Here is a 25,014-nt window from a genome sequence, read left to right on the forward strand (position 1 = left end):
GGAGTATATACTGACTTTACCCTGCTTCGGATTGCAGAGCGGCTTGGCTGTCCTCCCTGTCTTTGCTGAAACTAGATTGGGTTTCGTCGTTTGGCTCATCCGTAGAAGTTGACAACTTTACATCCTTTGTTCGGTTCATTTGACTTGTGCCGTCCAGTACACCGCCTTCAGAAATGACCAATGCAGCGGTCGCGGTATTTCCGTACAGCTCACCTGTCGGCGTAATGGTCAGTCGTCCTTCTGTAGTAATGCTGCCGAACACCTTACCGGCAAGAATGACGTCTTGTGCGAAAATGTCCGAACGTACAACAGCAGATTCTCCAATGACGACAGTACGAGTGCTACGGATATCGCCCTGAAAATGACCGTCAATCCGAATATTGGCCTCTGCTTCAACTGTACCTTCAAAGCTGGTGCCATTAGCGAGCAGTGTATCCATAGCTGGGGTGGAGAGCTTTTTTTTGGATTCCTTAAACATGATGGTTTTCCCCCAATCTTTTATTGTGAAAATTTTGCAAAATCCTCATTGTACATACAGTAATGGATCTACAGGTTGGTTATGCTTGACGATCTGAAAATGAAGATGAGGTCCTGTGCTTCTCCCGGTACTTCCCAGCAGACCGATGGTCTGTCCTTTGTGGACACGATCTCCTGGAGCCACCTGCATGCCGCTCAGGTGCATATACCAGCTCTGGAGTCCGTCAGGATGCTGGATGATGATGCACTTGCCGCGGGCTCCACTAGAAGCAGCCTCCAAGACGGTGCCTGCTCCTGCTGCATAGACAGGATCACCGGTTTGTCCGGCAATGTCCACGCCTGAATGAAAGGCAGATCTACCCGTAAAAGGGTCGCTGCGATAGCCGAAGCTGGAGGTCATTCGCCGTGAACCTACAGGCCAAACGGAGGGTTTCCCTTGCACGGCAAGAGCCAGCCTACGAGTCTGGAGTAACTGTGCGGCTTGTTTGCGCTCCAGATTTTGCTGGACGGCATTTGCTTGCTGAATAGAGCGAGGAACCGTACGTTCCACCGTGTCCAACAGAGATTCGATCTCCTGAAAATCATCCATTGCCTGGCGAGTTAGGAAGGCAGTATTTTCATGTACTGCGATCAGCTCACCCCCAATATGGCCGGAAGCATCCCAGGAGAGCGGAGTCATGGTCTTTTTATGGTTACTTGTGGCAGATGAGTTTCCGTGTTTACGAATGAATTGTTGCATTTGCTGTTCCAGCTCCGTTACGCGCTGAAGGCGTTCACGAATATGGGTGGCTTGATTTGTCAGCTCCATGACTTCCTGCCGTAGTCGCCCAATGGCTGCATCCTTGTCCGCTACCGTGACCTCCATCTGCAAACTCTGGACAGCAAGATTCGTTTCCATTTGGGAAATAATATGGGAAGAACGGATTTGCAGCCCGATCACGAGCGTAGAGATAGACGCGATCACAAGAGTCGGGACGAGAATGACAGCGGCTGTAGAGCATTGTAGCTGCTTGGGCGGTTGCTGTGCATCCCGAATAACAAGCAGGGTCATCCGGCGATTTAGGCTTCCTTTTTTCATAATCGCTCCTTTCCGGACATCGCTCCTATAGTGCTTGGTTACTATCTATTCAGCTTAAGAGGCAAACATGTCAAAAAAATTGGAGCTTAGATATAAAACGTTTTATATAAGGAGGCTTAGACATGCTGTGGTTGCTGTTGGTTTTAATTGTTTTTATTTTTCAGACCGGGACGATCCTGCTCTTTGAATTTCGCAAGCCGTCCAAAGCGGTAGCCTGGCTTTTTATTTTGTTTTGCTTCCCGCTCATTGGCTTTATCGTGTACTATTTTGTTGCACAGGATTATCAGAAGCGTAAAGTGGTTCGAAAAAGGGGATCGCAGCTGTTTCGTGAATTCCGCGAGCGTCTATGGGCGCAATCCAAGGTGATTGAACATGTGGAGCAAATGCACAATCCCCATTTCAAGCATCAGGAACGTTTGTTTAACCAGTTAATTCGTATGTCGGAAAATCCGTTGACTGGATGCAATCGCACACGTGTGCTGACGAACGGAGAGGAAACCTTCGAGGCCATGCTGGCAGCGGTGGAACATGCGCAACATCATATCCATGTGGAGTTTTACATATTTCGGGCCGATGAAATCGGAAGAAAGTTTCAAGAGGTCATGATCCGCAAGGCACGTGAGGGAGTAAAAGTACGATTCGTTGTAGACGGTGTGGGGAGCTACAATTTACCCTATTCCTTTATTCGCACCTGTAGTGAGGCGGGAGTGGAATTTCATTATTTTCTACCTCCGTTTTTCGCCACACTGGACCGCCGGATTAACTATCGCAATCACAGGAAAATCGTGGTGGTAGATGGCATGGTTGGATTTGTAGGAGGGATTAATGTAGGCGACGATTATCTCGGAAAATACCCCAAAGTAGGATTTTGGAGGGATACGCATTTGCAGATTGAAGGAGATAGCGTCTATTTTCTACAAAATGCGTTTCTTAGTGACTGGAAGCTGGCCTCAGGGGAGAGACTGATGGATGTGAATTTATTTCCTCCACATACCTGTACCGGGGATGAGGAAGTACAGATTTTGAGCAGCGGTCCCGATCAGGTATGGGATACGATTCAGGAAATGTGCTTTGGGGCGCTCACAGTTGCCAAAAAGCGGATTTGGATTACGACGCCGTATTTTATTCCCGATCCGGGCATTTATGAGGCGCTCAAGCTGGCGGCAGTCAGTGGCGTAGATGTGAAAATTATTATTCCCTATCAGTCCGATTCGAAGTTAGTTCATTTGGCGTCTCTGTCCTATGTACAAGAACTGCTGGAGGCAGGGGTGGAGTTCTACCAATATCGAAAAGGATTTATTCATGCCAAAGTGGTGATTGTCGATGATTTACTCGGCTCGGTCGGGACCGCCAATATGGACATGCGCAGCTTTTTCTATAATTTTGAGTTGACCGCTGTCGTTTTTGCTAATTCAGCGCTGGAACGGCTTTCGGCAGATTTTGTAGAGGACATTTCCAACTCCTCACGCATAGATTTAAACGTGTTCCGCAGACGGCCTAGATCTCAGAAAACAGCTGAAATTCTAACTCGCATGCTCTCTCCACTCCTTTAAAGGCGATTTTCGTCGTTTTTATCGGTATAATCCCGCTTTATTGTGATTTATGTGCTCTTTGCTAACTTTTTTGCGCGAAATCACAGTTTTGTGATATACTATTTATATAAATAGCGCGGTAAAGAATAGGGGACTGCGGATAGCAGCCCCTTTTTTGTCCAATATATCATACTGTAACGGGGGGATTTATATATGAGTGTAGTGAGCAAGGAAGTTCAAAGTTTATCTGAGATTACAGATGTGACCGGAGAGTTGACCAAGATCAGCAAAATTCCAGCTAATCCGAAGAACAAAGTAAAACGCCTGTTTCAGCGTGCCGCCATGATAGTAGTTGGTGCAGCTCTGATGGCAGTGGGATTGGAAATATTTCTGGTTCCTAATGGCGTTATTGACGGAGGCGTTACAGGTATTTCCATCATGGCCTCCAAGATTACTGGCTATCCGCTCGGTATTTTCCTGACCCTGTTGAACCTTCCATTTTTACTTATCGGCTACAAACAAATCGGTAAAACCTTCGCTTTATCCACATTATTCGGTATCGTCGTAATGTCCATTGGAACCGCGTTACTTCACAATGTAAGTGCGTTGACTCCTGGCGAACCGCTCCTCGGCGCTATTTTTGGGGGCGTCATTCTCGGTGTTGGGGTGGGTCTTGTGATTCGGTCCGGCGGTTCGCTGGATGGAACAGAGATCGTAGCTATTCTCGTCAGTGAAAAAACTCCTTTTTCGGTCGGTGAGATCGTGCTGTTCGTTAACATATTCATTCTGGGAAGTGCAGGTTTTGTGTTCGGTTGGCCAAATGCCCTGTATTCCATGATTGCTTATTATATCGCCATGAAAATGATTGATATTACGATTGAAGGTCTGGATCAGTCCAAATCGGTCTGGATTATTAGTGACAAATACCGTGATATCGGGGATGCCCTGACGGATCGTCTTGGACGGGGCGTAACTTATCTGGAAGGTGAAGGTGGCTTTACAGGCGAAAGCAAGAAAGTGATTTTCGTCGTCATCACCCGACTGGAGGAAGCGAAGCTGAAGAGCATCGTTGAAGATTGGGACCCGCACGCTTTCGTTGCGATCGGTAACATTCACGATGTGAAGGGCGGACGCTTTAAGAAAAAAGGAATACACTAGCGCAAGGGGACAATTTCTCAGCCTAATGGCTGCGGGGTTCGTCCCCTTTTTTGTTCTTCCAAGCATGGATCAGGTTCGGTGTGCCTTGGTGCGCATATGCTTGAGGACATCTTCTACAGGTTGGGGAGGAACCTTGTCGATCAAGTCGCCTACCTGATTTAGTCGTTCCTCAATATTCAGCAAATGGTAGTCAAGTGGTGATACATCTTGCCGCACCTCTTCCCATGTTAGCGGAGTGGAGACCGTAGCGCCGGGGCGTGCCCGCGGGGTATAAGGAGCGGCCAGAGTTTTCCCCTGATAATGCTGCAAATAATCAAAATAGATGGCTGTTCCACGATCCTTCTTTAACCGTTCGAGTGTGAACAGATGCGGGTGCTTTTCTGTCACAAACTGTCCGACTAATAGCCCGATGCTGCGAAGTTCGTCGAAGGTTATGCCTGTACGGATCGGAACGATAATTTGTACACCTGTGGCCCCGGATGTTTTGGGGACGGAATCCAAACCAAGCGAAGCCAGTACTTCACCGACAATAGAGGCTGCCTCCATAATACGTGGCTCCACCTCTCTGGATGGATCAAGGTCAATCATCCATTCACAGGGCAGCTTGCTTCCCGCCTCGTGCAGAGAGGGGTGGAATTCCAATGCAGCTTGATTACCAAGCCAGAGGAGTTGTGGCAATTTGCCGAGCACGATATATTCAATGCCATCATGCAGGGCGGTTTCAATATAGTCCGGCCGAGGACGTGGGGCATTTTTCTGATAAAAAAAATCACCGTGAATCCCATGTGGCCAGCGGATGACGGTCAGCAGACGATGATGACAATATTTGAGCAGGAAGGGAGCCAATACCGCGAGCTTGCGAAGATACAGCGCCTTAGTTACGCCTGCTTCAGGCCACAACGGTTTATCCGGGTTGGTGATAGGAATTTCATGACCTTCAATGGTAATAGTACCTTTAACAGCTTGTCCCATAGTGCTATCCTCCTTTGGCTAATATGCAGCAAAATCTTTATTTACAGGCTGATTGTTAAGCTTTTAGATCTACATAGGGTTTAACATGAACGTGAAGTGCTGAATTTATCCATCAAAAGGATTGACAAGATACATTATGTATCATAAATTTATAATAAAAATACGATATGTATCTATTAAAGTGTCTTGAGCAGAGGTAGAGGAGGAGTTTGCTTGATTGAAAAGCAAGGCGGAGGGCTGGTATTCCTGTTAAGTGTCCCTCGGAGTGGAAGCTCGTTGCTTACCGCCATTTTGCAAAACCATTCCCGCCTGTTTGCCACGCAGGAAATGTGGTTTCTGCTCAGTTTATATGATCTTCCGCAGTCACATGCACGTCCATATGGAGGAACAGGGATACTCCGGCAATTTTTTAAAGGTATGGTCCCCTCCGACGTATTGGAGCAGGCCTCCCGTTCGTATGCACTTGAAATATATAATGGTTTGCTTCAAGGAACAACAGCAGATATGCTTATCGACAAATCCCCGCGTTACTATACGGTGCTGGAATTTATAGACCGTTTATTCCCTGCTGCCCGCAGGTTGTGGCTTATCCGAAACCCTTTGGCCATTGTGGCCTCATTCAAAAAGGTCAATCAGCTACGGAACGGACGTTTTCAACTACTGGAGGAACTGGGGAGTCCGCATTTTAATATGAAAATGACGGATATTACGGTTGGTTTGTTCCGTTATACTCATTATTTTGCTACACCTCATCCACTTGCATACCCGCTTAGGTATGAACAGCTCGTATCCAATCCAAAGATGGAGATTGAGAAGTTGTGCGGTTTTCTGGGAATCAAGTATGAGTCGGGGATGGAAAAGTACGGAGACTTTGCGGATACACCCAAATCCAGTCTTTTTTATAGTATGGGAGCGGGCGATCCATTCGTAGGAGAGCATGAACAGGCGCATCAGGATTCGGTACATAGCTGGCAACATGTGTTGAGTAAAAGGGAAATTGAGCTGTATTGCAGAAGCATTGGGTCCCGCATGTTTAAGCAACTTGGTTACGCGGAAGCGCTGGAGCAGGCTGAACAGATGACTGGAGTTCGCTTTGAAGATGAGCCAGATATGGAGCTGCTGAGTCGACGTACACAACAATTCCTCCAGCAAAGCGGCTTTGAATGGAAGGCAGCTTATCGGATGCTGGAAGAACAGGATACAGATAACAGAGAACTCATGACAAATGCAATCCATCATACTCCACCCCAAGATCCGACATGGATGCATGTGGACCAGAGCGTGAACGATCGACGGATCCAATCACTGGAAAACAGGTTGGCACATAGCTATGAGGAGCGGAACCGTCTTATCGCTCAGCTTCAAAGCTATCAACGCCCACATCAAGGTCTCCGATCTCGCAGCCTCTTGGCCCGTAAGCTCAGGTACTTGGCGTCTGTAGCGTTATCAAGTATAGGAAAAGAAAAAGGGGGAAGAACGTGAGTGCGATTGCCGGAATCTATAGCTTTGGGCATGAGTCCGTATGCACCGAAGAAGGCGGGAAAATGATGCAGGCCCTGCGGAAATATCCCGCTGACCGCGTATGCGCTTGGTGCGAAGGCTCTATTTTTTTAGGTTGTCATGCCCAGCATGTGACTCCGGAATCTGTTCATGAGCGTCTTCCCTTCTATGATGAGCTAAGAGATTTGGCAATCACGGCGGATGCGATTATTGACAATCGTTCCGAGCTGTTTGAACGGCTGGGAGTTGAGCAGGAACGGCGGCAAGATATCACGGACAGCGAGCTGATTTTGCTGGCATATGACAAATGGGGAGTGGAGGCAGCCAGTTATCTGATAGGTGATTTTGCCTTTGTCATTTGGGATGCCAAGGAACATCGATTATATGGTGCTCGAGATATGACAGGCAATCGTACGCTGTACATCTACCAACATGACCGAGGATTCGCGTTTAGCACGGTAGTCGCTCCGCTTTTGGCCCTGTCCTCTCTGCGAAAAGAACTGCATGAACCGTGGCTGGCCGAATTTTTGTCCATCCGCACCATGCAGGAATCCGTCGATATCGGGACGACCGCCTACAAGCATATCAACCAGCTTCCTCCTGCACATTGGTTCACTATGGAGGAGGGGAAGCGAACCCTTCATAAATATGCATGCCTGGATGAGGTAGAGCCACTGCGGCTCAAAACAGGAGGTGAGTACATAGAAGCTTTCCACGAGGTGTTCACACAGGCGGTCACTGCCCGATTACGGACGCATCGCGCTGTAGGGGCTGCCTTGAGCGGAGGGCTGGATTCCGGAGCGGTTGCCAGCTTTGCCGCGCCAGCGCTGCACTTGCAACAAAAGCCGCTACATGCCTACAGCTATGTGCCTGTTCAAGATTTTACAGACTGGACACCGCCTACATTGCTGGCGAACGAACGAAGCTACATTCATTCTACGGCTCGCTATGTGGGCAACATTCACGAGAACTATATGGATTTTGAGGGAAAAAGTCCGTTTTCAGAAATTGATATTTGGCTGGATTTGATGGAGGCTCCCTACAAATATTTTGAAAACTCCTTCTGGATCAGAGGTTTTTATGAAAAAGCGCAGGAACACAATGTCGGTGTACTGTTGACCGGGGCACGAGGCAATTTTTCCGTATCGTGGGGCCCTGCACTGGACTATTATGCCCGTCAGTTTCGTCATTTGCACTGGTTGCAATCCTTTCAGGGATTGAGGCGGTACAGCAAGCTTACGGGCAGGCGTATGTCTCATCTACTCCCCGTGATGTTGAAGAAAGCGACTTCACTTGAACCTCGTTTATGGCTGCGGCGTGGCTATCGCAGTCCCGTTCCTTCACTGATTCACCCAGAGTTTGCCCAACGGATGAATGTAGAAGATATTCCTGTATTGAGCGGAACAGGTTGGATGAAAAATGCCGATCAGACGAGAAAAGAGAAGTTCTCAAATTTGGCGATTGCCAACAAAAATGGTGTGGTCGCGACCAAACTTTCACTACGTTATGGCCTATGGGAACGTGATCCGACCGGGGACAGCCGGGTAATTCGCTTTTGCTTATCGGTGCCTTTTGAGCAGTATGTACAAAACGGTCGGGACCGTGCCCTCATTCGTACGGCCATGCGTGATCATCTACCTGATGATGTTCGGTTGAACCAGCGGGTACGCGGCGTGCAGCCTGCAGATTGGCTACATCGTATGCTTCCTTGTTGGGATACGTTTATGGGGGAGCTGCAACTGATGTGTCATGATTTACGAGCCGCCGAATATCTCAATATTGAGTTTATTAAGACGGCTATGGCAAAACTTCACCACCCCGGCCCTGAGCAGGCGTCTGATCCGAATATAAGACTACTCATGCATAGCCTGATTGTGTACCGTTTTCTCTGTAGATTCAACTGATCGAATCTGTCCGGTCAGACAGTTCGCCATTTCGTTGGAGGGGAGGTGATGAAATGAGTAAAAAAGAATGGCAGGAACCGACGATAGAGGTGCTGGATATTAGCCAGACCATGGCGGGTAAAGGCTGGAGACAGATTGATTGGGTGTCCGACCACGATGCCGATATCTATAATCCAAGCTAATAGATGTTATACATGTTATACATGTTATACATGCAGCCAATGTTGAACTGGAAGCCAGACAACTGGGCCGATAACGATTGAATGAACGAAAATAGCATGATCCATTGGACTCGTATTCAATACACAGCCGTCTTTATTTCTTTCGGGTTAGAGGTGTTGCCCAAGAAATAAAGACGGGATTTTTAAAGACAGAGGAGTGAGTCCTACGTGCATGACAGGAGTGCAAATGTCAGTTGGACGAAATATACAGCCTTTGGACTCAGGATTGCGAGTGAGCTGAATCTGCCTGAGCTGATGCTGGCAGCACCAGGAGTGGTAGAGGATGTAGTCATTCGACAGGCTGATTTGACTGCATGGAGTGGTCAGCTGGAGCAGGCCAATTTTGTGATGCTGGATGAGCGATTTATGTTCCGAATACCGGGCACGGCCATTTATGCCGTCAGGGAAGGCAAGGAGATCGAGGTAAGTATATTCTCCGGGGCTGATCCTGACACCGTGCGGCTGTTTGTGCTGGGTACATGCATGGGTGTTCTGCTGATGCAAAGACGAATATTACCTATTCACGGAAGTGCGGTCGTCATCGGGGGGAGGGCCTACGCATTTGTGGGTGAATCGGGTACGGGGAAATCGACATTGGCTGCTGTTTTTAGGCAGGCAGGTTATCAGATGGTTAGTGATGACGTGATTGCTGTAAAAGCTACGGGTTCCTCTGCCATCGTGTATCCAGCTTATCCGCAGCAAAAGCTGGGGCTTGAAAGCTTGCTCCAACTGGAGGCTTTACGGGAGAACAAGCATGTACGCAATTCTGTAATGCCACAATACACAGATCTGCGTACGCTTGCAGGTGAGCTGAATAAATATGCCGTACCCGCCGTAGATGATTTTTATAACGATCCGCTGTCCTTAGGGGGCGTATTCGAGCTGGTGGCAGATTCTCCAACCCGCGCGTTGATGCGCGAAGGGGAGCTAGTGGCGGTTACGGAACAGCCCTTGAACGTTCTGGAGTGCTTGCATACATTATTACAACATACATATCGCAGGGTGATTATTCCGCGAATGGGTTTGAGTGAATGGTCGTTTGATACAGCGGCTAGGATGGCTCGGAAAGTGGAGGGCTGGCGGTTGCTGAGGGATAGTTCCGTCTTTACTGCGTCCGAGGTTGTACAACGGGTACTTGAACTCATTCGTAAGGAGGAAAAGAGTTATGGCAGCCACTAATCCAGCTAAGGATCATTATCGCATCATTTACAATGAAGAGGTCTACGTCAGTGATATGGACGGAGAAAAAGTGATGATGAGCATTAACACTGGTAAATATTACAATTTAGGCTACACAGGAGGACGAATCTGGGAACTGGCAGAATCCGGTCCTTCACTTGGCGATATCGTAACTGTCCTGACGAAAGAATATGAAGTGGACGAGGAACAGTGCAGACAGCAGGTACATACCTTTGTGGCTGAGTTGGAGCGGGAAGGACTGTTAAAGCTTCTACGGGAGCCGGTATAACATGCGGATACAACGGCTTCTTCTCCTGTCTCCAGAAGTCAGAAAATTGTTGCCGGAAGCCTGGCTGGAGCTGGGATGGGCGAGGCTGCGCCAGCGTCGTTCTTTTTGGGATTACTCAAGGGCTTGGGGCATACGTATGGAAGAAACCCCATGGCAGTGTGACGTTGGGCAAGAGAAGTCCATTCGGCAGATTTCACACGCTGTAGAGCTGGCAAGCCGTTATACTCCTTGGCGTAGTAGTTGTCTTGTACAAGCCGCTGCGGCGATGACGTTGCTGGGGCGCAGGAAACTGGACTGCACGCTGTATCTGGGTACAGCCAAAAATGCCGCTGGACGCTTGGCTGCACATGCATGGGTACGTAGCGGACCGATTTATGTTACGGGGAAACGGGAGATGGAAGCATTTACGGTGGTGGGGATATTCGGAAGACGTGCTGTGACGGATACAAATAAGAATATGGAAGATAAAAGTAGTTATATGCTTTAATGCGATGAGACAAGAAGGAGAAGAATGCATGCCCACCAAGTCTGTTTTGGAACTTGCGAATTGGAATGAGGATCAAGAATTAACGTTGTTACTCTCTCTATTGGGGAAGGACGTTATTCATTGGCAGGATACGACTGCTGCTACCCAGCTGCGTGAGATGGATTGGGTCCGCTTTTTACGTCTGACCGAGCACCATCGAGTGGTACCTACGGTGTATCTCCAGCTAAAAACATTGAATCATCCATTCATTCCCGCAGAATTGTTGCGAAACCTTCAGGCGCAATATCATCGAAACACGCTTCGCATGCTTCATCTTCAAGCAGAAGCCGAGCGTCTGACCAGGCTGCTCATAGCTCATGGAATTCGTGTGCTTATGTTGAAGGGGCCTGCTCTGGCGCAGCAATTGTACGGGGATGTTTCTCTGCGTACTTCCAAGGACATAGATTTACTCATTGCCCCTGACGATATGGATGAGGCTGAGCATTGGATGCAGGAAGCCGGATATGCATCTAAAAGCGGAGAAGTGCGTGTCCTTGGCAGTTGGAAATGGAAGGACCATCATGCATCCTATTTACATCCGCAAAAACGGGTAGAGATAGAGTTGCATTGGCGGCTTCACCCTGATGGGGGTGGGGAACCCTCTTTTAACGAGCTGTGGAACTGCCGGAAAAAGGGCAAAGCTGCAGGAGCCATTCGGCAGGTACCGTTGGGACCTGCCGACAACAGGACTGTGATGACGTCCTGTATGTATACGCTTGGCAGCGAGCATCAATTTCTGTACTTGAGTGCGCATGGTGCGCGTCACGGCTGGTTCAGGCTGCGCTGGCTGGTTGACATCGACAGGCTTTCGATATGTGCTGTCGATTGGGAGGCGCTACTGCCGATGATGCGCCGCTACGGGGGCTTGCCTGCTGGCGGGCAGGCTTGGGCACTCGCCGCTGCGCTGTTGGGTACGCCGATACCGGAGCCGATGCGTCCGGTATCGGCTACCCGGCAGGCGCATAGGCTCGCGCTGAGCGCGCTGGCCTTCATGCAGGCCAGCGTACCCGCACCGTACCCGATCACCAACGGGTCGGGTACAGGTAGGCTTGCTCCATCAGAGCTGCTGCACAGCAGAGCCTTGGCGGAGCAAGCGGAGACCGCCCCTCCAGATGGCGGTCCTTCAGTATGCAGTACCTCTGGCGAAGCAGCCATGCTTGCCACCCGTGGCGTTACTAGCATCACGGAAGATGCCAGTAACGACGATCATAGCCCGATGAGCACCGCTACCAGTTGTGCCCCGATGACTCCAGCTGCTGCCTCCAGCCAAGTCATGACCAAAAACAGGGCTGTCTATCAGCCGGTCAGCCGCACTTACTTGCTTTCCTTAAAAGAGCCCAGACACAGACTATGGTATCTCATCAGCCGTTTGTTTCCTTCTACGGGCGATTCGAGCGTTTTTCCATTGCCTCGTCAGCTGCATTTTTTGTATATCCCTTTACGTCCATTTCTCTGGCTGAAGCGGCGATTTTCAAAGCACTGACTCGATAGAGGATTTTGTGAAAATCCAATAAGCGGCTTTCAATGAACAATATATAGATCGAAATGGTCTAGTTCGTCTATATATTGCACTTTGGAGCGATTGGGATCGAATTTTGCAAAGTCCTGAATAAGGAGTGTGCATTATGGTTCACCTGCGATTATATATGACAAAGCTGTATAGCGTGAACGGCTGTGCGTTATTTCTCAATATTGGGTGTATGATCATTGTCAGTCTACTGGAGGGTTTTGGCATTTATATGCTTGTTCCTATGCTGGCGGCCATCGGCGTATTTGTCGGTCATTCAGGGATGCCATTTCTGTCTGATGGATTGGATCATTTTTTGCCGTTCGTTCCTAAAAGCTGGCTATTGCCGGGGATGTTGATGGTTTTTGTAGTGCTGCTTACAGGGCAGGCTTTGCTTCAGCGTTACCAATCCATCCTGAATTCGCGGATTCAGCAGCGTTTTATGCGTTCTCTTCGAATAGACGTGTACACTTCCTTTATGAAGACGCAGTGGGCCTTTTATTTGCGTCAGCGTAAATCTGATTTTAGCCATGTGATGACGACCGAGCTGGCGCGTGTCAGTCAGGGAACGAATTTGCTTCTTCAACTGACTACAGCCGTCATGTTTACGCTGATCCAGATTGCGCTGGCTTTTTGGTTATCCCCCTCTTTAACCGGACTGGTATTTCTGAGTGGATTGGGGCTGTTTGTCGTGTTCCGCCGCTCCATTCGAAATGCCAAACAATTAGGTGATCGTACGACTGAACTGTCACAGGTTTATTTTGCTGGAATTACGGATCACATGAACGGTATGAAAGATATAAAAAGCAATCTGTTGGAAGCGGCGAATATCCATTGGTTTCGCTCCCTGACGCAACGCATGGAGGATAATACGACTCAATTTGTCCGGCAAAATGCGACCACACAGTTTTTTCATCGTGCAGTGGCAGCTGTTTTTGTCGCTTGTGTCATATTTATATCGCTGCAGTGGCTGCATGTTACACCTGAAAAACTGATTGTGCTGATTCTTATATTTTCCCGCTTATGGCCTCGATTTGCTCTTATTCAAGCGAGTCTGGAATACATCATGTCTATGATCTCCGCTTTTGAAAGTGTCACCAAGGTGCAACAAGAGTGCGAAGCTTTCACAGATCCGTCATTGATTGCACTTGCATCCTCTGAGACTCGCGATCCATCGGTGGTCAATCTATCATCTGCATCTGAACGGCAACCCCTGTCCCTTCGTCATGGGATTGAATGCAGCCATCTGGATTATCGCTACGAGGGTGCAGCAGAGCCTGCACTGCGTCATATTAATTTGTTCATACCCGCCCGGGAAATGACAGCCATTGTAGGGAAATCGGGAGCAGGTAAAAGTACAATGGTCGATGTCCTGATGGGTTTTTTACGTCCAACTGGGGGGCAGATTACAATAGACGGGCTTGTTCTGAGCGACGAATTATTGCCCCAGTGGCGGCAGTCGTTTGGCTACGTGTCACAAGATCCATTTTTATTTCATGCGACTGTCCGCGAAAATTTGATGCTAGCGGATAAGGATGCTAGTGAGCAGCAGCTATGGGAGGCGTTACATTTTGCAGCAGCAGACAACTTTGTATCCAGACTGCCCGAAGGGCTGGACACGATCATTGGAGATCGCGGGATTCGTCTGTCTGGAGGAGAACGTCAACGGCTAGTATTAGCACGGGCTATCTTGCATCATCCTCCGATACTTATACTAGATGAAGCGACAAGTGCGCTGGATGGTGAACATGAAGCCGCAATTCAGGCAGCACTGGAACGGATGAAAGGTCAAATGACGCTGATCGTCATCGCTCACCGCCTGTCAACCATCAGACATGCGGATCAAATTGTCGTACTGGATCAAGGCGAGGTCATACAGCAGGGGAACTACCGCCAACTGGAACAAGAGGAGCGGGGGGCGTTCAGTCAGCTACTATCGTATCAAAGCAGTGTCACCGCCACCCCTTAACCAGACTTTTCTGTAACTCAGCTTAAGTTTCTTTACGTTTGGCAGTGCTTCTTTTCTTTTTGACTGGAGTCGGAGAGAGGTTGTCGCCTGCCACCGCCTGCTGTGCTGTTGGGGCTGCTGGTTTACGCGCAGGGCGTTTTTTCGCAGAAGGGCCGGGATCGGTAACGACAGGTTGCACTGCCTCGATGCTGGCCTGAAGGGCGGCCATTAAATCTACTACATTGGTCTGAGGCTGTGTTGGGGCGATTCGCACCTCTTCACCAGCCACTTTATGCTGAATGAGATCCAGCAGACGCTCGCGGTACTGATCCGTATACTTGGCTGCATCAAAAGGTGTAGATAGCTGCTCAATCAGCATTTTGGCCATGGTCAGCTCCTTCTCTTTAACCTCCTCCTGTCCGGGTAAGTTGGGAACTTGAGCAATGGGGCGGATTTCGTCCGGGTAAAACATCGTCTCCACCGTCAAACATTCATCCAACACCCGAATCGCCGCCAAGCTGCTTTTAGAGCGGATGGAGATTTGGGCAATCCCGATTTTCCCGGTATCTTTCATTGCATTCATGAGCAGCTTATACGCATTGGAGCCAGCCTGATCCGGGGATAAATAATACGTTTTCTGAAAGTAGATCGGATCAATTTCTTGCAAATCCACAAAATCCAAAATCACGATATTTTTATCCGCTTGTCCGCTAACTTGCTCCAGTTCCTCCTTGTCGAACATAACAAATTTTCCTTTTTCATACTCGTAGCCTTTTCCAATTTCCTCCCACTCAACCTCCTTGTCACAAACGGGACACTTTCGTACATAGCTAAGTGGGCTTCCACACTCCTTGTGAATGTAACGCATGGAAATGTCCTTATCCTCCGTAGCTGAAAACATTTTAACGGGCACATGAACCAGCCCGAAGCTGATCGCGCCTTTCCAGACCGTATGCATACCGCCAGTCCTCCTTTTCTTTAATCCGCATTTTGCATCCTTCGATTCCGGGCACCCCGGGATATGAGCATATGATTTTCACTTAGTATGCTTCGTATAAGTGATTGTATGAGGTGTAGATGAAGACTGCGAATTGCTGCCGCTTGCGCATGGTTACAGCAATTTTGGTACATAGTAAGGCATATCCGATTCAAAGGGGGTACACAATTTATGTCCGGAAAATCCTATCCTCGGCAGATCAGTCATCGTGTGGGTCAAAGCCATATCGCCTTTCGGGGTCCCGCCGCAGGCGAACAAGATGCATTGCCGCCCGAGTTTGCCCTTTCACATGGAACTCAGCCGCCTTTTCCCGTTGCTGTGGCTCATGTGGATTTGGAGGCTGTAGTTTCAACCTCGCCTTCCCATAGCTTTCCTTCATTGGACGTTGAACGACTTATAGATGAAGACTAGGTGACCTACATTTCTAAATTAATGCACCAACAATCAGCAGGAGGAGAACAGCATGAACGTGGAACGAGCAAAAGCCATTTATGATTCATCTGAAAATATTGCCGTACAATTGGATGGCAAACCGATTTGGATTGAGCATGTGGATGAAGCAAATGGTATGGCTACCGTACAGGTGGGCAGCAACCCCGGCAATACTCAAACCGTCCGTGTGGATCGTCTGGAAGAGCGGTAGGAGATGGGAACCAAACATCTGGTCATTATCCATGGCCGTGACAAAAAGCCCAGATGCGACGAAATGCTTCGTCTTATTAAAAAAGCACTGATCGCAGGATTGCGTCGAGTGAACGAGGAAGCGGCACAAAAACTGGAGCAAGAGCAGATTTTACTGACATTTAGTTATTATGGTGACATCAACAATCGACTTTTATTAAAGAGTCAGCCTCGGTACAGAAAACTTTTTGAAGAAGACGATGGAGATTTCTACGTTCCAGACCATTATTACGACGAAAGTATGGAACAATTAGTTAATCGACCAACGGATCATATGACCCCGGAGGAATACGAGCGTCTGATAGCCAATGAACGCACTATACACTTCTATGATGATGCTGCAAAACTACTCAGCCCTTACCTCTCTTTGTTTGGTATGAGTACCCGTGCGATCAAAAGGATTCTCCCTGATCTGGGAGCGTATTTAACCAGTCGTGTAATAGGCTCCCAAATTCGCGAAAGGCTACAGTGCCCTCTAGCCGAGGTTTTAAGTAGTGGAGGGGATGTCATGCTGCTTTCCCATAGTATGGGATGCATGGTGGCTTACGATGTTTTATGGAAATTTTCACGTATGAGCGAATACAAACATCTATGGGAACACAAAGTTAACGAATGGCTAACATTGGGTAATCCGCTAGGCGAGCCAGCCGTAAAGCGCAGCTTGTATGATTCCAATGAGCCTGAGGACGGTATGTATCCCGCAAATATCAGACATTGGACCAATATTAACGCCGAGGATGACTACATTGCGCATGATGCAACGGTTGAAGATGATTTCCATCTGATGCTGAATCGAAATTTAATAGAAAGTATTGATGATCAGCCGCTTATTCAGACATTCTGGAAAGATAGTCACACTGGGCGTGCCAATCCCCACAACTTCTTTGCTTATCTTAACCATACAAAGGTGGCTGAGCATGTAGCGGATTGGATTTTACGCTCATAAAAAGCGCATTTTATTTGCACAGCTGTAGGCTTTCATCGCAGATGCTGCTTGAAAGGTCCCGCTCAACAAAAAAAGGCTCGCAATTGCTCAATGAGCAATTAGCGAACCTTTTTTTGTAATAACAAGTGCAGTCGTAGGGACGAGTTAAATGCCAGACAAGTTAATTTGAAGATGCAGCTGGTTCCTTTCTATGACCTTCACACTGCAATGGCCCTCAAATGTGGTGAAACTATCAGTTTAGCCTCTGTTGCTAATTGAACGTCTTCCACCGTCAAACCCGGAGCAATTTCTTTTAGCATCAGCCCTTTACCCGGAATAACATCAATGACAGCCTTTTCGGTTACTATGGTCTTTACAACATTTACAGCAGTCAAGGGTAGCTTGCATTGTTCCAGTATTTTCGGCGCGCCATTTTTGTTCACATGCTCCATGGCTACAATCACTCTCTTGGCTCCAACTACCAAATCCATGGCTCCCCCCATACCCGGCACCTTTTTCCCAGGGATCATCCAGCTTGCAAGGTTGCCTTTCTCGTCGACCTCCAGGGCGCCTAGCACGGTGATATCCACATGCCCTCCGCGGATGATGGAAAATGAAAGTGCACTGTCAAAAAAGCATGCTCCTTCCATGGTTGTAACGTAGTTTCCGCCTGAATCGATACAATCGAGCCTTTCTTTTCCCTGAGCCGCTTTGGGGCCTACACCGAGGATTCCGTTCTCAGCCTGCAGCATAATATGAATGTCCTCGGGGATATAGTCCACTACCATTGTAGGCAATCCGACACCAAGGTTGACAACTTCACCACTTTTGAATTCCTGGGCTATTCTTCGAGCAATGAATTCTCTGTTATTCATGCGTTTTCACCCACCTTTACAATTGCGTCGACAAATATTCCGGGAACGTTGACATGATTGGGGTCAATTTCACCCGTCTTTACGTATTCGTCTACCTGAGCAACTACATACTCTGCCGCTGTAGCCATAACCATATTGAAGTTACGTGAAGAGCCGTTGATGACAAGATTCCCCGCTTCATCAGCCTTATGGGCTCTGATTAACGCCACATCCGCTTTGAGCGGGAGTTCGAGCAAATATTCCCTTTCATCAATTTTGATTTTCTTTTTTCCTTCCTCTACAACGGTGCCTACACCTACAGGTGTTAAAACCCCGCCCAAACCGGCTCCTCCCGCGCGTATTTTTTCAGCGAGCGTGCCTTGCGGGAAGAGTTGGACCTCAGCTTCTTTCGTCATCAGGAGCCTTCCCGTTTCCGGATTGGAGCCGATATAGGATGCAAAAATTCGCTTTACTCTGCCGCTTTTTACAAGCTTATAGATAGATAATTCTGGTGTGCCTGTGTCGTTGGAAACAATCGCAAGATTGCTGGCGGGATTGGTGTCGACAAGCGCACGAACCAGCTCCTCCGGAAAGCCTCCTGCCAGAAAACCTCCGACCATCACCGTGTCTCCGTCTTTGACCTTCTTAACTGCTTCTTCAGCGGAGATTACTTTGTTATTCATGGTTCCTTCTCCTTATATATATATTTTTAGGAAAGCAAACTTTATTGAAGATAATCGTAGAGGACTCTTCCATATGGAAGCGTTAAATCAGCAATAAAATGTTTCCCGCCAATATAAGATTTAACCGGCAAATCTGCCACAGGAGCGTTGACATGAGGGATCAGGCTTAATCTGGCAGGCCCTGACCAGGCTCCTTTTACAGTAATGTTCTCAAGATTATACGCTACTAACTGAGCGATTTTGGGGGTACCGTCAACATCAGGAATTAACTTTAAATTAACTTGTGTTTTTGCGATGGCTTTTGCCGTTTCCTTTTCATCAAGAATGTTATATTTGAAAGGCATAGTTCCCGTGGCCACCAGGACGTTGTTATAATGCAATGTACCCGTCAGCGTCTCCGTCTCCTCAACGATCAAGCGAGGCTTTGCCCATTTTTTCGGAAAACCCCAGACTTCGCGTCCCCCCAGAATAGCAGGCGCGTTATCCAAATACATTTGGGCGACAAAATTGCAGGGTTCTCCTTGAAAAGTACACGGAATGACAATACCGCTTTCCTCATAACTTCCTAACCCGGATGAATCGGGCATCTTGATCCATTCATAGGAAACCGTATTGCTTCCATCCGGCTGAAGAGGTTCCGGGACCGCCTGTCTAATCGAAGCGGGATCGGTCTCATAGGTAATGATAAAAAATTCCCGGTTGATGAATCGGTATGGCGGGCGCCCGTAGCTGCCGCTAGCCGCAGGCATGGATTGGAGTGAAAGTACATCTTTTTGATTCATAACGGTCTCCCTTCCTTTTAAGAGATAGTTCTAAAAATCATCTTGAAAATGCACTTTAAATGAGCGCATTTTCAACCAGCATCGCTATGCCCATTCCTGTTCCGATGCATAACGAGGCGATGCCGTAACGTGAAGATCTTCGCACCATTTCATGAACCAACGTAGCCAATATTCTAGCACCACTGGCCCCGACAGGATGCCCGATCGCGATCGCGCCCCCATTGACATTCACTTTGTCCAGACTGACCCCTAGCTCTTTCACTACCGCTAATGCTTGTGAGGCAAACGCTTCATTAATTTCAAAAAGATCAATGGCATCGATGGATATACCTTGCTGCTTCAGAAGTGTCGAAATGGCTTTCACTGGCCCCATTCCCATATATGCAGGGTCAACGCCAACAAGGGAATAACCCTTGATATATGCCAATGGCTTTAATGCATGTTCTTTGCATTTGTCTTCCGACACTACAAGTACGGCCGCCGCGCCATCATTGATTCCCGAAGCATTCCCGGCGGTAACCGTTCCGTTCTCCTTAAACGCAGGTTTTAATTGAGAAAGTTTTTCTTTCGTTGTATTTCCTCTTATGTGTTCATCCTCTGTGAAAGAAATAGTTTCTTTTTTGTTTTTGATCATGACTGGAACAATCTGCTCTTCAAAAAGTTTCTTGTTTTTTGCTTCTACGGCCTTTATCTGGCTTTGATAGGCAAATTCGTCCTGCTCCATTCTTGAAATTCCATATTTATCGGCAACATTTTCTGCGGTAATTCCCATATGGTAATGGTTGATCGGGCATGTAAGGCCGTCGGCCACCAGGGAGTCTACCAACTCACCGTTACCAAGTTTGTAGCCGTTTCTTGCATTTCTTAGCAGGTAAGGGGCATTCGACATGCTCTCCATGCCTCCGGCCAAGACGATGTTGCCTTGTTCAGCCAATATTGAATTGTAAGCTAAAGCAACGGCATGAAGTCCTGAACCGCAAACCGTGTTTATCGTTGTTTCGGGTACATCAATAGGGATACCGGCTTTTAATGCCGCCTGTCTAGCAGGATTTTGTCCATTGCCCGCCTGAAGAACATTCCCCAAATAAATCTGATCAATCAAAGAAGGCTCTAATTTACTTTGCTGAAGGCATGCTGTCATCACGGTTGCTCCCAGTTCGGAAGCGCTTAGAGGCGCAAGGGTTTTGTTAAAAGAGCCGACCGCTGTTCTTAACGGGCTTACTAAAGCTACTTTTTTCATTAAAAACTCACATTCCTTTCGCTGTGTTCAAAACACAATACATCCATGATTGCACTTCAATTGGTAATTTCCGCTCTTAACCTACGAGACGCAGCGATTGCAAGATATATTTGCATGCGGGCATATCATGGTGCCTAAGACAGTAAGTGTGACGGTTCGATCGCCTTCTCCCATTGGAAATTAAAACCAGTTTTATCATAGTTCTAATGCAGATTTTGCTCAATGTCCAAATATTTACACATATCTATGTACAGATGTTTATAGGGTCATATAGGCCACAATAATTAGGCCATTCTAACGTTTTCTGTTATTTTCTTGTTTTTTCTGAAAATCATGATCATAAATTGAATTTTATGTTAAAAATGAAAGTTACAATCCATACGTAAAAAAGTTTTCCTCGCAAATATCATCTAACTCAGCTGGAAAATAAAAAAAGCCTCCAGAATTTTCTGAAGGCGGCTTTGTTTCTGACCAATCTGGTCTTGAAAAAGCTAGGCAGATTGCCAATCCAATTGAATACATTTGGAATTCCAATAAAAATGATGACGTCTTTGCGAGATAGTGAAAACTTGTGAATTGGATCAATAACTCACGAAAAATGTACATCTGCTGTCGCGAGTAAACGCACAAAACGATTGCCAAGCATCTCATTATGATGAGCTACAATTTGTTCACTGCTCAGCACCTTGCTATCAAATGTACTATGCGCATCCAATACGAGCACGTTGTTCTGGTATCCCAGACTATAGGCGCTTCGGCAAGTCGTGTCGAGGCAAAACTCGGTCTGCATCCCCGCGATTACGAGCTGATCGGCCCCCAGTACCTTCAGCACATGGCCCAATTCGGTTTGGTAGAAGCTGTCCCAGGACGATTTGCGGACAATTCGTTCATGAGGAAGAGGGCGCACCACATCGGCGATGGCCCAGCCTACACTGTTTTCCCGGAAATCCTCATCCGCTTCATCGGTATGCTGTACAAAAATCACGGGTGTATCTGTAGCTCTGGCTTTGTCCAAAAGCTGCTGTAAATGCGATACAACTTCCTGCTCGCGATACAGCTTCTCATCATACATGAACATCGCCTGCTGAACATCAATCAAGAGTAAAACGGTTTGTCCCATCGTTTCGATCCCTCCCTGTGTGTATCATCTAACTTACAATAGCATGTCTTCATGCCTTGCGGCGACATAAGGTGAACTATATAATAAAGAACAAGTTGGAACGGTCCGATTCGGACGAAAGGTGATTAAAATATATGACAATTTCGCAGGAACAGTTTACGTTCCGTTCTGTCTCAGAGGCACAGACCGGGGCATTGGCAGGTTTTTTGGCAGCCAAAGCGGTTCCCGGAACAGTGATTGTGCTGGATGGAGATCTGGGGGCGGGCAAAACTGCTTTTTCCAAGGCTTTTGCCAGCCATTTAGGTGTGCCGGGTATCGTAAATAGTCCAACCTTTACCCTCATTAAGGAGTACGAGGGCCGATTGCCTTTGTATCATATGGATGTGTACCGGATTTCCCAGGATGAGGCGGAGGATCTCGGGCTGGACGAATATTTTTACGGGACAGGAGTATGTCTGGTGGAATGGGGTAGTATTATACCGGATATATTGCCGGAGCAGCGGCTTCATATGTATATAGAAACAACGGATGTGGGGGAGCGCCTGATCCACCTGACCGGGTACGGCGAGCCTTATGAACAATGGTGCCGCAGTTTGCGGGAGAATGGAGTTTGAACCATGCAAAGAGAGCATACAGATGTAAATGTAAAGCCGCGTGAGCGGTTTTTGACGTTAGATACAGCGACGACCGTGATGGCGGCCGCTCTGATGAACGGAAGAGAATTGCTGGGAGAAAGCAACGTCTATGGCGAACGTAATCACTCCGTGCATGTGATTACCGAGCTGGAACGACTGCTGAATGAAGAAGGGCTGACACGAGATGATGTAGATGGTATTGCAGTTGGTGTTGGACCGGGGTCTTATACCGGTATCCGGATTGCGGTGACTGCAGCCAAAACACTCGCTTGGGCCTGGGGTATCCCGGTGACGTCCATATCGACTTTGCACGCTTTGGCGTGGGGTGGTTGGAATCGCGGCATCGAGATGAAGGGACAAGAAGATAAAAATGAGTCTGTGAATAACGGTTCGTCCGGAGCGCAGGCAGCAGACTGGATTGTGCCTGTGCTGGATGCGCGCCGTGGTCAGGTTTACACGGGGCTGTTCGCCGTGAATACAGTTGACGACGTCGAGAGTCCGCAACGGCTGGAGCCAGATGCAATTCGCTTAATGACTGCTTGGACCGATGACCTGCTGCAACGGCTGGAGGCTTTGCCCTCTGAAGAGCGTCCTCCAGTCATTTGGCTAGTCGGTGAAACGACGGTTCACGCCGAAACAGCTGAGTGTCTGCGTGCTTGGAGCGAGCTTCGTATTGTACCTTATGAGCTGGAAGGAAGATGGGTTGGCCGCCTTGGGGCGGATAAGCTACTTCGTCAGGAACATGACGAGCTACATACGCTGGTTCCTAATTATACCCAGCTGGCGGAGGCGGAAGCCAATCTGCTTCGTCAGCGCTGAAGAGAGCGGTGAACAACATGGCAAAGAACATACAGCGGGAAGAGAAACTTGAGTTTCGCTTGATGCAACTGGATGATATTCCCGATGTGCTGGAGATTGAGCATGAAGCGTTCACGCTACCGTGGACGGAGGAAGCATTCCGCAATGAGCTGACGATGAATCATTTCGCTAAATATATGATTATGGAACTAGACGGACAAGCCATTGGTTACGCAGGCATGTGGACGATTATGGATGAGGCCCATATTACGAATATTGCGATTCGTGAGGCTTATCGCGGACGCAAGCTTGGAGACAAGCTGTTGAATGAGCTGATGCAGACCGCATCTTATTTAGGGATGGAACGTATGACGCTAGAGGTGCGGGTAACGAACCGGATCGCTCAGGGCTTGTATGAGAAAAAAGGCTTTAAGCCCGCGGGTGTGCGCAAAGGCTATTATTCGGATAATAACGAGGATGCCGTGATCATGTGGGCGGATCTTCCCGCGCATGGGGCATCCGGTGAACAGGAAGGAAGCGTGCAGAAGCAATGACGCAAGAGGAAAAAGCAGGTACAGGCTCCGCCTCCGGCGAGCCTTGCTATATACTGGCAGTGGAAACGAGTTGTGATGAAACGGCTGTTTCTGTCGTGAAAAATGGCACAGAGGTGCTCTCGAATCTGATTTCCAGTCAGATTGAAACACACAAAGCCTTTGGTGGTGTTGTGCCAGAGGTGGCTTCACGCAAACATGTGGAGAGCATCACCTATATGCTGGACGAGGCCATGCAAACATCGGGAATTACCCCTCGTGAGATTTCGGCGGTTGCCGTGACACAAGGACCAGGACTGGTTGGCGCATTGCTGGTTGGTATTGTCGCCGCTAAGAGTGCTGCTTTGGCATTCGGCAAACCGTTAATCGGGACGCATCATATCGCGGGACATATTTATGCCAATCAGTTGGAGCATGATATCGTATATCCGTGCATTGCTCTCGTTGTGTCAGGAGGACATACAGAGCTAGTGCTGATGGAGTCCGAAGGTCATTTTCAACTCATTGGTCGTACAAGGGATGATGCGGTTGGGGAAGCCTACGACAAAGTAGCGAGAGCCATTGGATTTCCGTATCCCGGCGGTCCGCATGTGGATCGTGTGGCTCATGAATCGGAGGAAGTGGTTACTTTGCCGCGTGCATGGCTGGAGCCAGATTCTTATGACTTTAGCTTTAGTGGTTTGAAATCGGCGGTGCTGAATGTAATTAACCAGACGAAAATGCGCGGAGAAACCGTTCATGTCGGAGCGATCGCAAGAGGTTTTCAAGAGTCGGTCGTCGAGGTGCTGGTGGAAAAGGCGATTCGCGCCATGCGTGAATACGGTGCGAAGCAGCTCCTGCTTTGTGGCGGTGTGGCTGCTAATCGCGGACTGCGTACAGCATTGCGGGAGCGCTGTGAGCGCGAAGGAATCGAGCTGCTTGTACCATCGATGAAATATTGCACAGATAATGCAGCGATGATCGGCGCTGCGGCCTACGCCAAATGGAAGCGCGGAGAATTTACCTCATTGGATATGAAGGCTGATCCAGGGCTGTCTCTGGAAGAATGGTCTGTCCAAACTTAATTGAAGAAGAATGAGCAAGACATGGCACAGTTGAGCCGTGTCTTTTTTGTTCCGCACCATAACGATCATAAAAATATAAATTCAAGAGGATAAAATACAGGAGTTTGAGCAAAAGAATGGCAGCATCTCAATCACTCGCATAATTCGTCACAATGGTCCACAATTTTTCATAATCCATCAAAAAAATCTGGGATTTTGATATTGCCCGAATAATGATGTGATTTGTCAAGTTGTGAACAAAGTTATCCACATATACCGCTTCGAATGTGGATAACCGAGTCCGAAGCAAGCAGGCTAAGACTTTTTGGAGATAGCAAGTTGGGGGATATGTAACACCTTTAGTTCTTGTGAATTCTGTGGATAATGTGGATAAAAGGGTGGATAAATTTGGTT

The 25,014-nt window shown here is 48.0% G+C and carries 26 protein-coding genes; 17 read left to right on the plus strand and 9 right to left on the minus strand.

The features are described 5' to 3' along the window. Positions 1-16: 16 nt before the first annotated feature. Both MKY35_RS06110 and MKY35_RS06115 read right to left on the minus strand, forming a co-directional pair. Positions 17-478, minus strand: coding sequence for a polymer-forming cytoskeletal protein (locus MKY35_RS06110; protein WP_039269562.1), 462 nt, complete (start codon positions 476-478; stop codon positions 17-19). A 45-nt stretch (positions 479-523) separates the two neighbouring features. Beyond that, complete coding sequence (locus MKY35_RS06115) at positions 524-1,555, minus strand: M23 family metallopeptidase (RefSeq protein WP_029516222.1); 1,032 nt, start codon at positions 1,553-1,555, stop codon at positions 524-526. A gap of 122 nt (positions 1,556-1,677) precedes the next feature. Between MKY35_RS06115 and cls the strand changes: the two genes are divergently transcribed. Then, positions 1,678-3,108, plus strand: a complete 1,431-nt coding sequence (cls, locus tag MKY35_RS06120) for a cardiolipin synthase (RefSeq protein ID WP_342445883.1) — start codon at positions 1,678-1,680, stop codon at positions 3,106-3,108. A gap of 192 nt (positions 3,109-3,300) precedes the next feature. Continuing rightward, on the plus strand, positions 3,301-4,245 hold the full coding sequence (locus tag MKY35_RS06125) for a YitT family protein (protein ID WP_029516224.1): 945 nt from the start codon (positions 3,301-3,303) through the stop codon (positions 4,243-4,245). A 69-nt stretch (positions 4,246-4,314) separates the two neighbouring features. Here the strand turns inward: MKY35_RS06125 and ligD are convergent, their stop codons facing one another. Further along, positions 4,315-5,217 carry a non-homologous end-joining DNA ligase gene (ligD, locus tag MKY35_RS06130; RefSeq protein WP_342445884.1) on the minus strand — a complete coding sequence of 301 codons (903 nt, stop codon included), beginning with the start codon at positions 5,215-5,217 and terminating at the stop codon, positions 4,315-4,317. Positions 5,218-5,430: 213 nt separating this feature from the next. Here ligD and MKY35_RS06135 point away from each other — a divergent pair, with 213 nt between their 5' ends. From MKY35_RS06135 to MKY35_RS06170, 8 genes are all read left to right on the plus strand, one after another. After that, positions 5,431-6,699: a sulfotransferase gene (locus MKY35_RS06135; protein ID WP_342445885.1), complete on the plus strand. Its 1,269-nt coding sequence runs from the start codon at positions 5,431-5,433 to the stop codon at positions 6,697-6,699. Beyond that, complete coding sequence (locus MKY35_RS06140; protein WP_342445886.1) at positions 6,696-8,621, plus strand: asparagine synthase-related protein; 1,926 nt, start codon at positions 6,696-6,698, stop codon at positions 8,619-8,621. The genes MKY35_RS06135 and MKY35_RS06140 overlap by 4 nt, the downstream gene beginning before the upstream one ends. 53 nt (positions 8,622-8,674) lie before the next feature. Further along, positions 8,675-8,803, plus strand: a complete 129-nt coding sequence (locus MKY35_RS06145; RefSeq protein WP_134902123.1) for a paeninodin family lasso peptide — start codon at positions 8,675-8,677, stop codon at positions 8,801-8,803. A 207-nt stretch (positions 8,804-9,010) separates the two neighbouring features. Beyond that, on the plus strand, positions 9,011-10,021 hold the full coding sequence (locus MKY35_RS06150; RefSeq protein ID WP_342445887.1) for a serine kinase: 1,011 nt from the start codon (positions 9,011-9,013) through the stop codon (positions 10,019-10,021). Further along, positions 10,008-10,310 (plus strand): lasso peptide biosynthesis PqqD family chaperone, encoded by a 303-nt coding sequence (locus tag MKY35_RS06155; RefSeq protein WP_039269571.1) that lies wholly within the window; start codon positions 10,008-10,010, stop codon positions 10,308-10,310. The genes MKY35_RS06150 and MKY35_RS06155 overlap by 14 nt, the downstream gene beginning before the upstream one ends. A 1-nt stretch (position 10,311) precedes the next feature. Then, the gene (locus tag MKY35_RS06160; protein ID WP_342445888.1) at positions 10,312-10,797 is read left to right on the plus strand and encodes a lasso peptide biosynthesis B2 protein; all 486 of its coding nucleotides are present in this window, start codon (positions 10,312-10,314) and stop codon (positions 10,795-10,797) included. A 28-nt stretch (positions 10,798-10,825) separates the two neighbouring features. Next, positions 10,826-12,319, plus strand: a complete 1,494-nt coding sequence (locus MKY35_RS06165; protein ID WP_342445889.1) for a nucleotidyltransferase family protein — start codon at positions 10,826-10,828, stop codon at positions 12,317-12,319. Positions 12,320-12,461: 142 nt separating this feature from the next. Next, positions 12,462-14,312 carry an ABC transporter ATP-binding protein gene (locus MKY35_RS06170; protein ID WP_342445890.1) on the plus strand — a complete coding sequence of 617 codons (1,851 nt, stop codon included), beginning with the start codon at positions 12,462-12,464 and terminating at the stop codon, positions 14,310-14,312. Between the two features lie 22 nt (positions 14,313-14,334). On the opposite strand, the gene MKY35_RS06175 is transcribed toward MKY35_RS06170, so the two are convergent. Beyond that, positions 14,335-15,249: a Ku protein gene (locus MKY35_RS06175; RefSeq protein WP_342445891.1), complete on the minus strand. Its 915-nt coding sequence runs from the start codon at positions 15,247-15,249 to the stop codon at positions 14,335-14,337. A gap of 210 nt (positions 15,250-15,459) precedes the next feature. Between MKY35_RS06175 and MKY35_RS06180 the strand changes: the two genes are divergently transcribed. The 3 genes from MKY35_RS06180 to MKY35_RS06190 are packed head-to-tail and all read left to right on the plus strand — an operon-like array spanning position 15,460 to position 16,915. After that, on the plus strand, positions 15,460-15,699 hold the full coding sequence (locus MKY35_RS06180; RefSeq protein ID WP_029516234.1) for a hypothetical protein: 240 nt from the start codon (positions 15,460-15,462) through the stop codon (positions 15,697-15,699). 52 nt (positions 15,700-15,751) lie between these two features. Beyond that, a complete protein-coding gene (locus tag MKY35_RS06185; RefSeq protein WP_029516235.1) occupies positions 15,752-15,931 on the plus strand; it encodes an H-type small acid-soluble spore protein in 180 nt (59 codons plus the stop codon). 3 nt (positions 15,932-15,934) lie between these two features. Further along, entirely contained in the window at positions 15,935-16,915 is a 981-nt protein-coding gene (locus MKY35_RS06190) for a hypothetical protein (protein ID WP_342445892.1), read from the plus strand. A gap of 197 nt (positions 16,916-17,112) precedes the next feature. Here the strand turns inward: MKY35_RS06190 and MKY35_RS06195 are convergent, their stop codons facing one another. From MKY35_RS06195 to MKY35_RS06215, 5 genes are all read right to left on the minus strand, one after another. Beyond that, positions 17,113-17,769: a 3-oxoacid CoA-transferase subunit B gene (locus MKY35_RS06195; protein WP_029516236.1), complete on the minus strand. Its 657-nt coding sequence runs from the start codon at positions 17,767-17,769 to the stop codon at positions 17,113-17,115. Further along, positions 17,766-18,431, minus strand: a complete 666-nt coding sequence (locus MKY35_RS06200) for a CoA transferase subunit A (RefSeq protein WP_029516237.1) — start codon at positions 18,429-18,431, stop codon at positions 17,766-17,768. The genes MKY35_RS06195 and MKY35_RS06200 overlap by 4 nt, the downstream gene beginning before the upstream one ends. Before the next feature lie 41 nt (positions 18,432-18,472). Beyond that, positions 18,473-19,213, minus strand: a complete 741-nt coding sequence (locus MKY35_RS06205; protein WP_342445893.1) for an acetoacetate decarboxylase — start codon at positions 19,211-19,213, stop codon at positions 18,473-18,475. Positions 19,214-19,268: 55 nt separating this feature from the next. Next, a complete protein-coding gene (locus MKY35_RS06210) occupies positions 19,269-20,453 on the minus strand; it encodes an acetyl-CoA C-acetyltransferase (protein ID WP_209949652.1) in 1,185 nt (394 codons plus the stop codon). A 589-nt stretch (positions 20,454-21,042) separates the two neighbouring features. After that, positions 21,043-21,573 (minus strand): cysteine hydrolase family protein, encoded by a 531-nt coding sequence (locus tag MKY35_RS06215; protein ID WP_342445894.1) that lies wholly within the window; start codon positions 21,571-21,573, stop codon positions 21,043-21,045. A gap of 134 nt (positions 21,574-21,707) precedes the next feature. On the opposite strand from MKY35_RS06215, the gene tsaE reads away from it, so the two are divergent. Genes tsaE through tsaD form a run of 4 tightly spaced genes read left to right on the plus strand, consistent with a single transcriptional unit; the run spans position 21,708 to position 24,621 of the window. Further along, the gene (gene tsaE, locus MKY35_RS06220; RefSeq protein ID WP_071639895.1) at positions 21,708-22,187 is read left to right on the plus strand and encodes a tRNA (adenosine(37)-N6)-threonylcarbamoyltransferase complex ATPase subunit type 1 TsaE; all 480 of its coding nucleotides are present in this window, start codon (positions 21,708-21,710) and stop codon (positions 22,185-22,187) included. A 3-nt stretch (positions 22,188-22,190) separates the two neighbouring features. Then, the gene (gene tsaB, locus MKY35_RS06225) at positions 22,191-23,027 is read left to right on the plus strand and encodes a tRNA (adenosine(37)-N6)-threonylcarbamoyltransferase complex dimerization subunit type 1 TsaB (RefSeq protein WP_342445895.1); all 837 of its coding nucleotides are present in this window, start codon (positions 22,191-22,193) and stop codon (positions 23,025-23,027) included. Positions 23,028-23,044: 17 nt separating this feature from the next. Next, positions 23,045-23,560, plus strand: a complete 516-nt coding sequence (gene rimI / locus MKY35_RS06230) for a ribosomal protein S18-alanine N-acetyltransferase (RefSeq protein ID WP_029516243.1) — start codon at positions 23,045-23,047, stop codon at positions 23,558-23,560. Beyond that, the gene (gene tsaD, locus MKY35_RS06235; protein ID WP_023987471.1) at positions 23,557-24,621 is read left to right on the plus strand and encodes a tRNA (adenosine(37)-N6)-threonylcarbamoyltransferase complex transferase subunit TsaD; all 1,065 of its coding nucleotides are present in this window, start codon (positions 23,557-23,559) and stop codon (positions 24,619-24,621) included. Before rimI ends, tsaD begins: the two co-directional genes overlap by 4 nt. Positions 24,622-25,014 lie beyond the last annotated feature (393 nt).

This window comes from Paenibacillus sp. FSL L8-0638, from assembly GCF_038593075.1.
GTDB classification, from domain to species: Bacteria; Bacillota; Bacilli; order Paenibacillales; family Paenibacillaceae; genus Paenibacillus; species Paenibacillus polymyxa_D.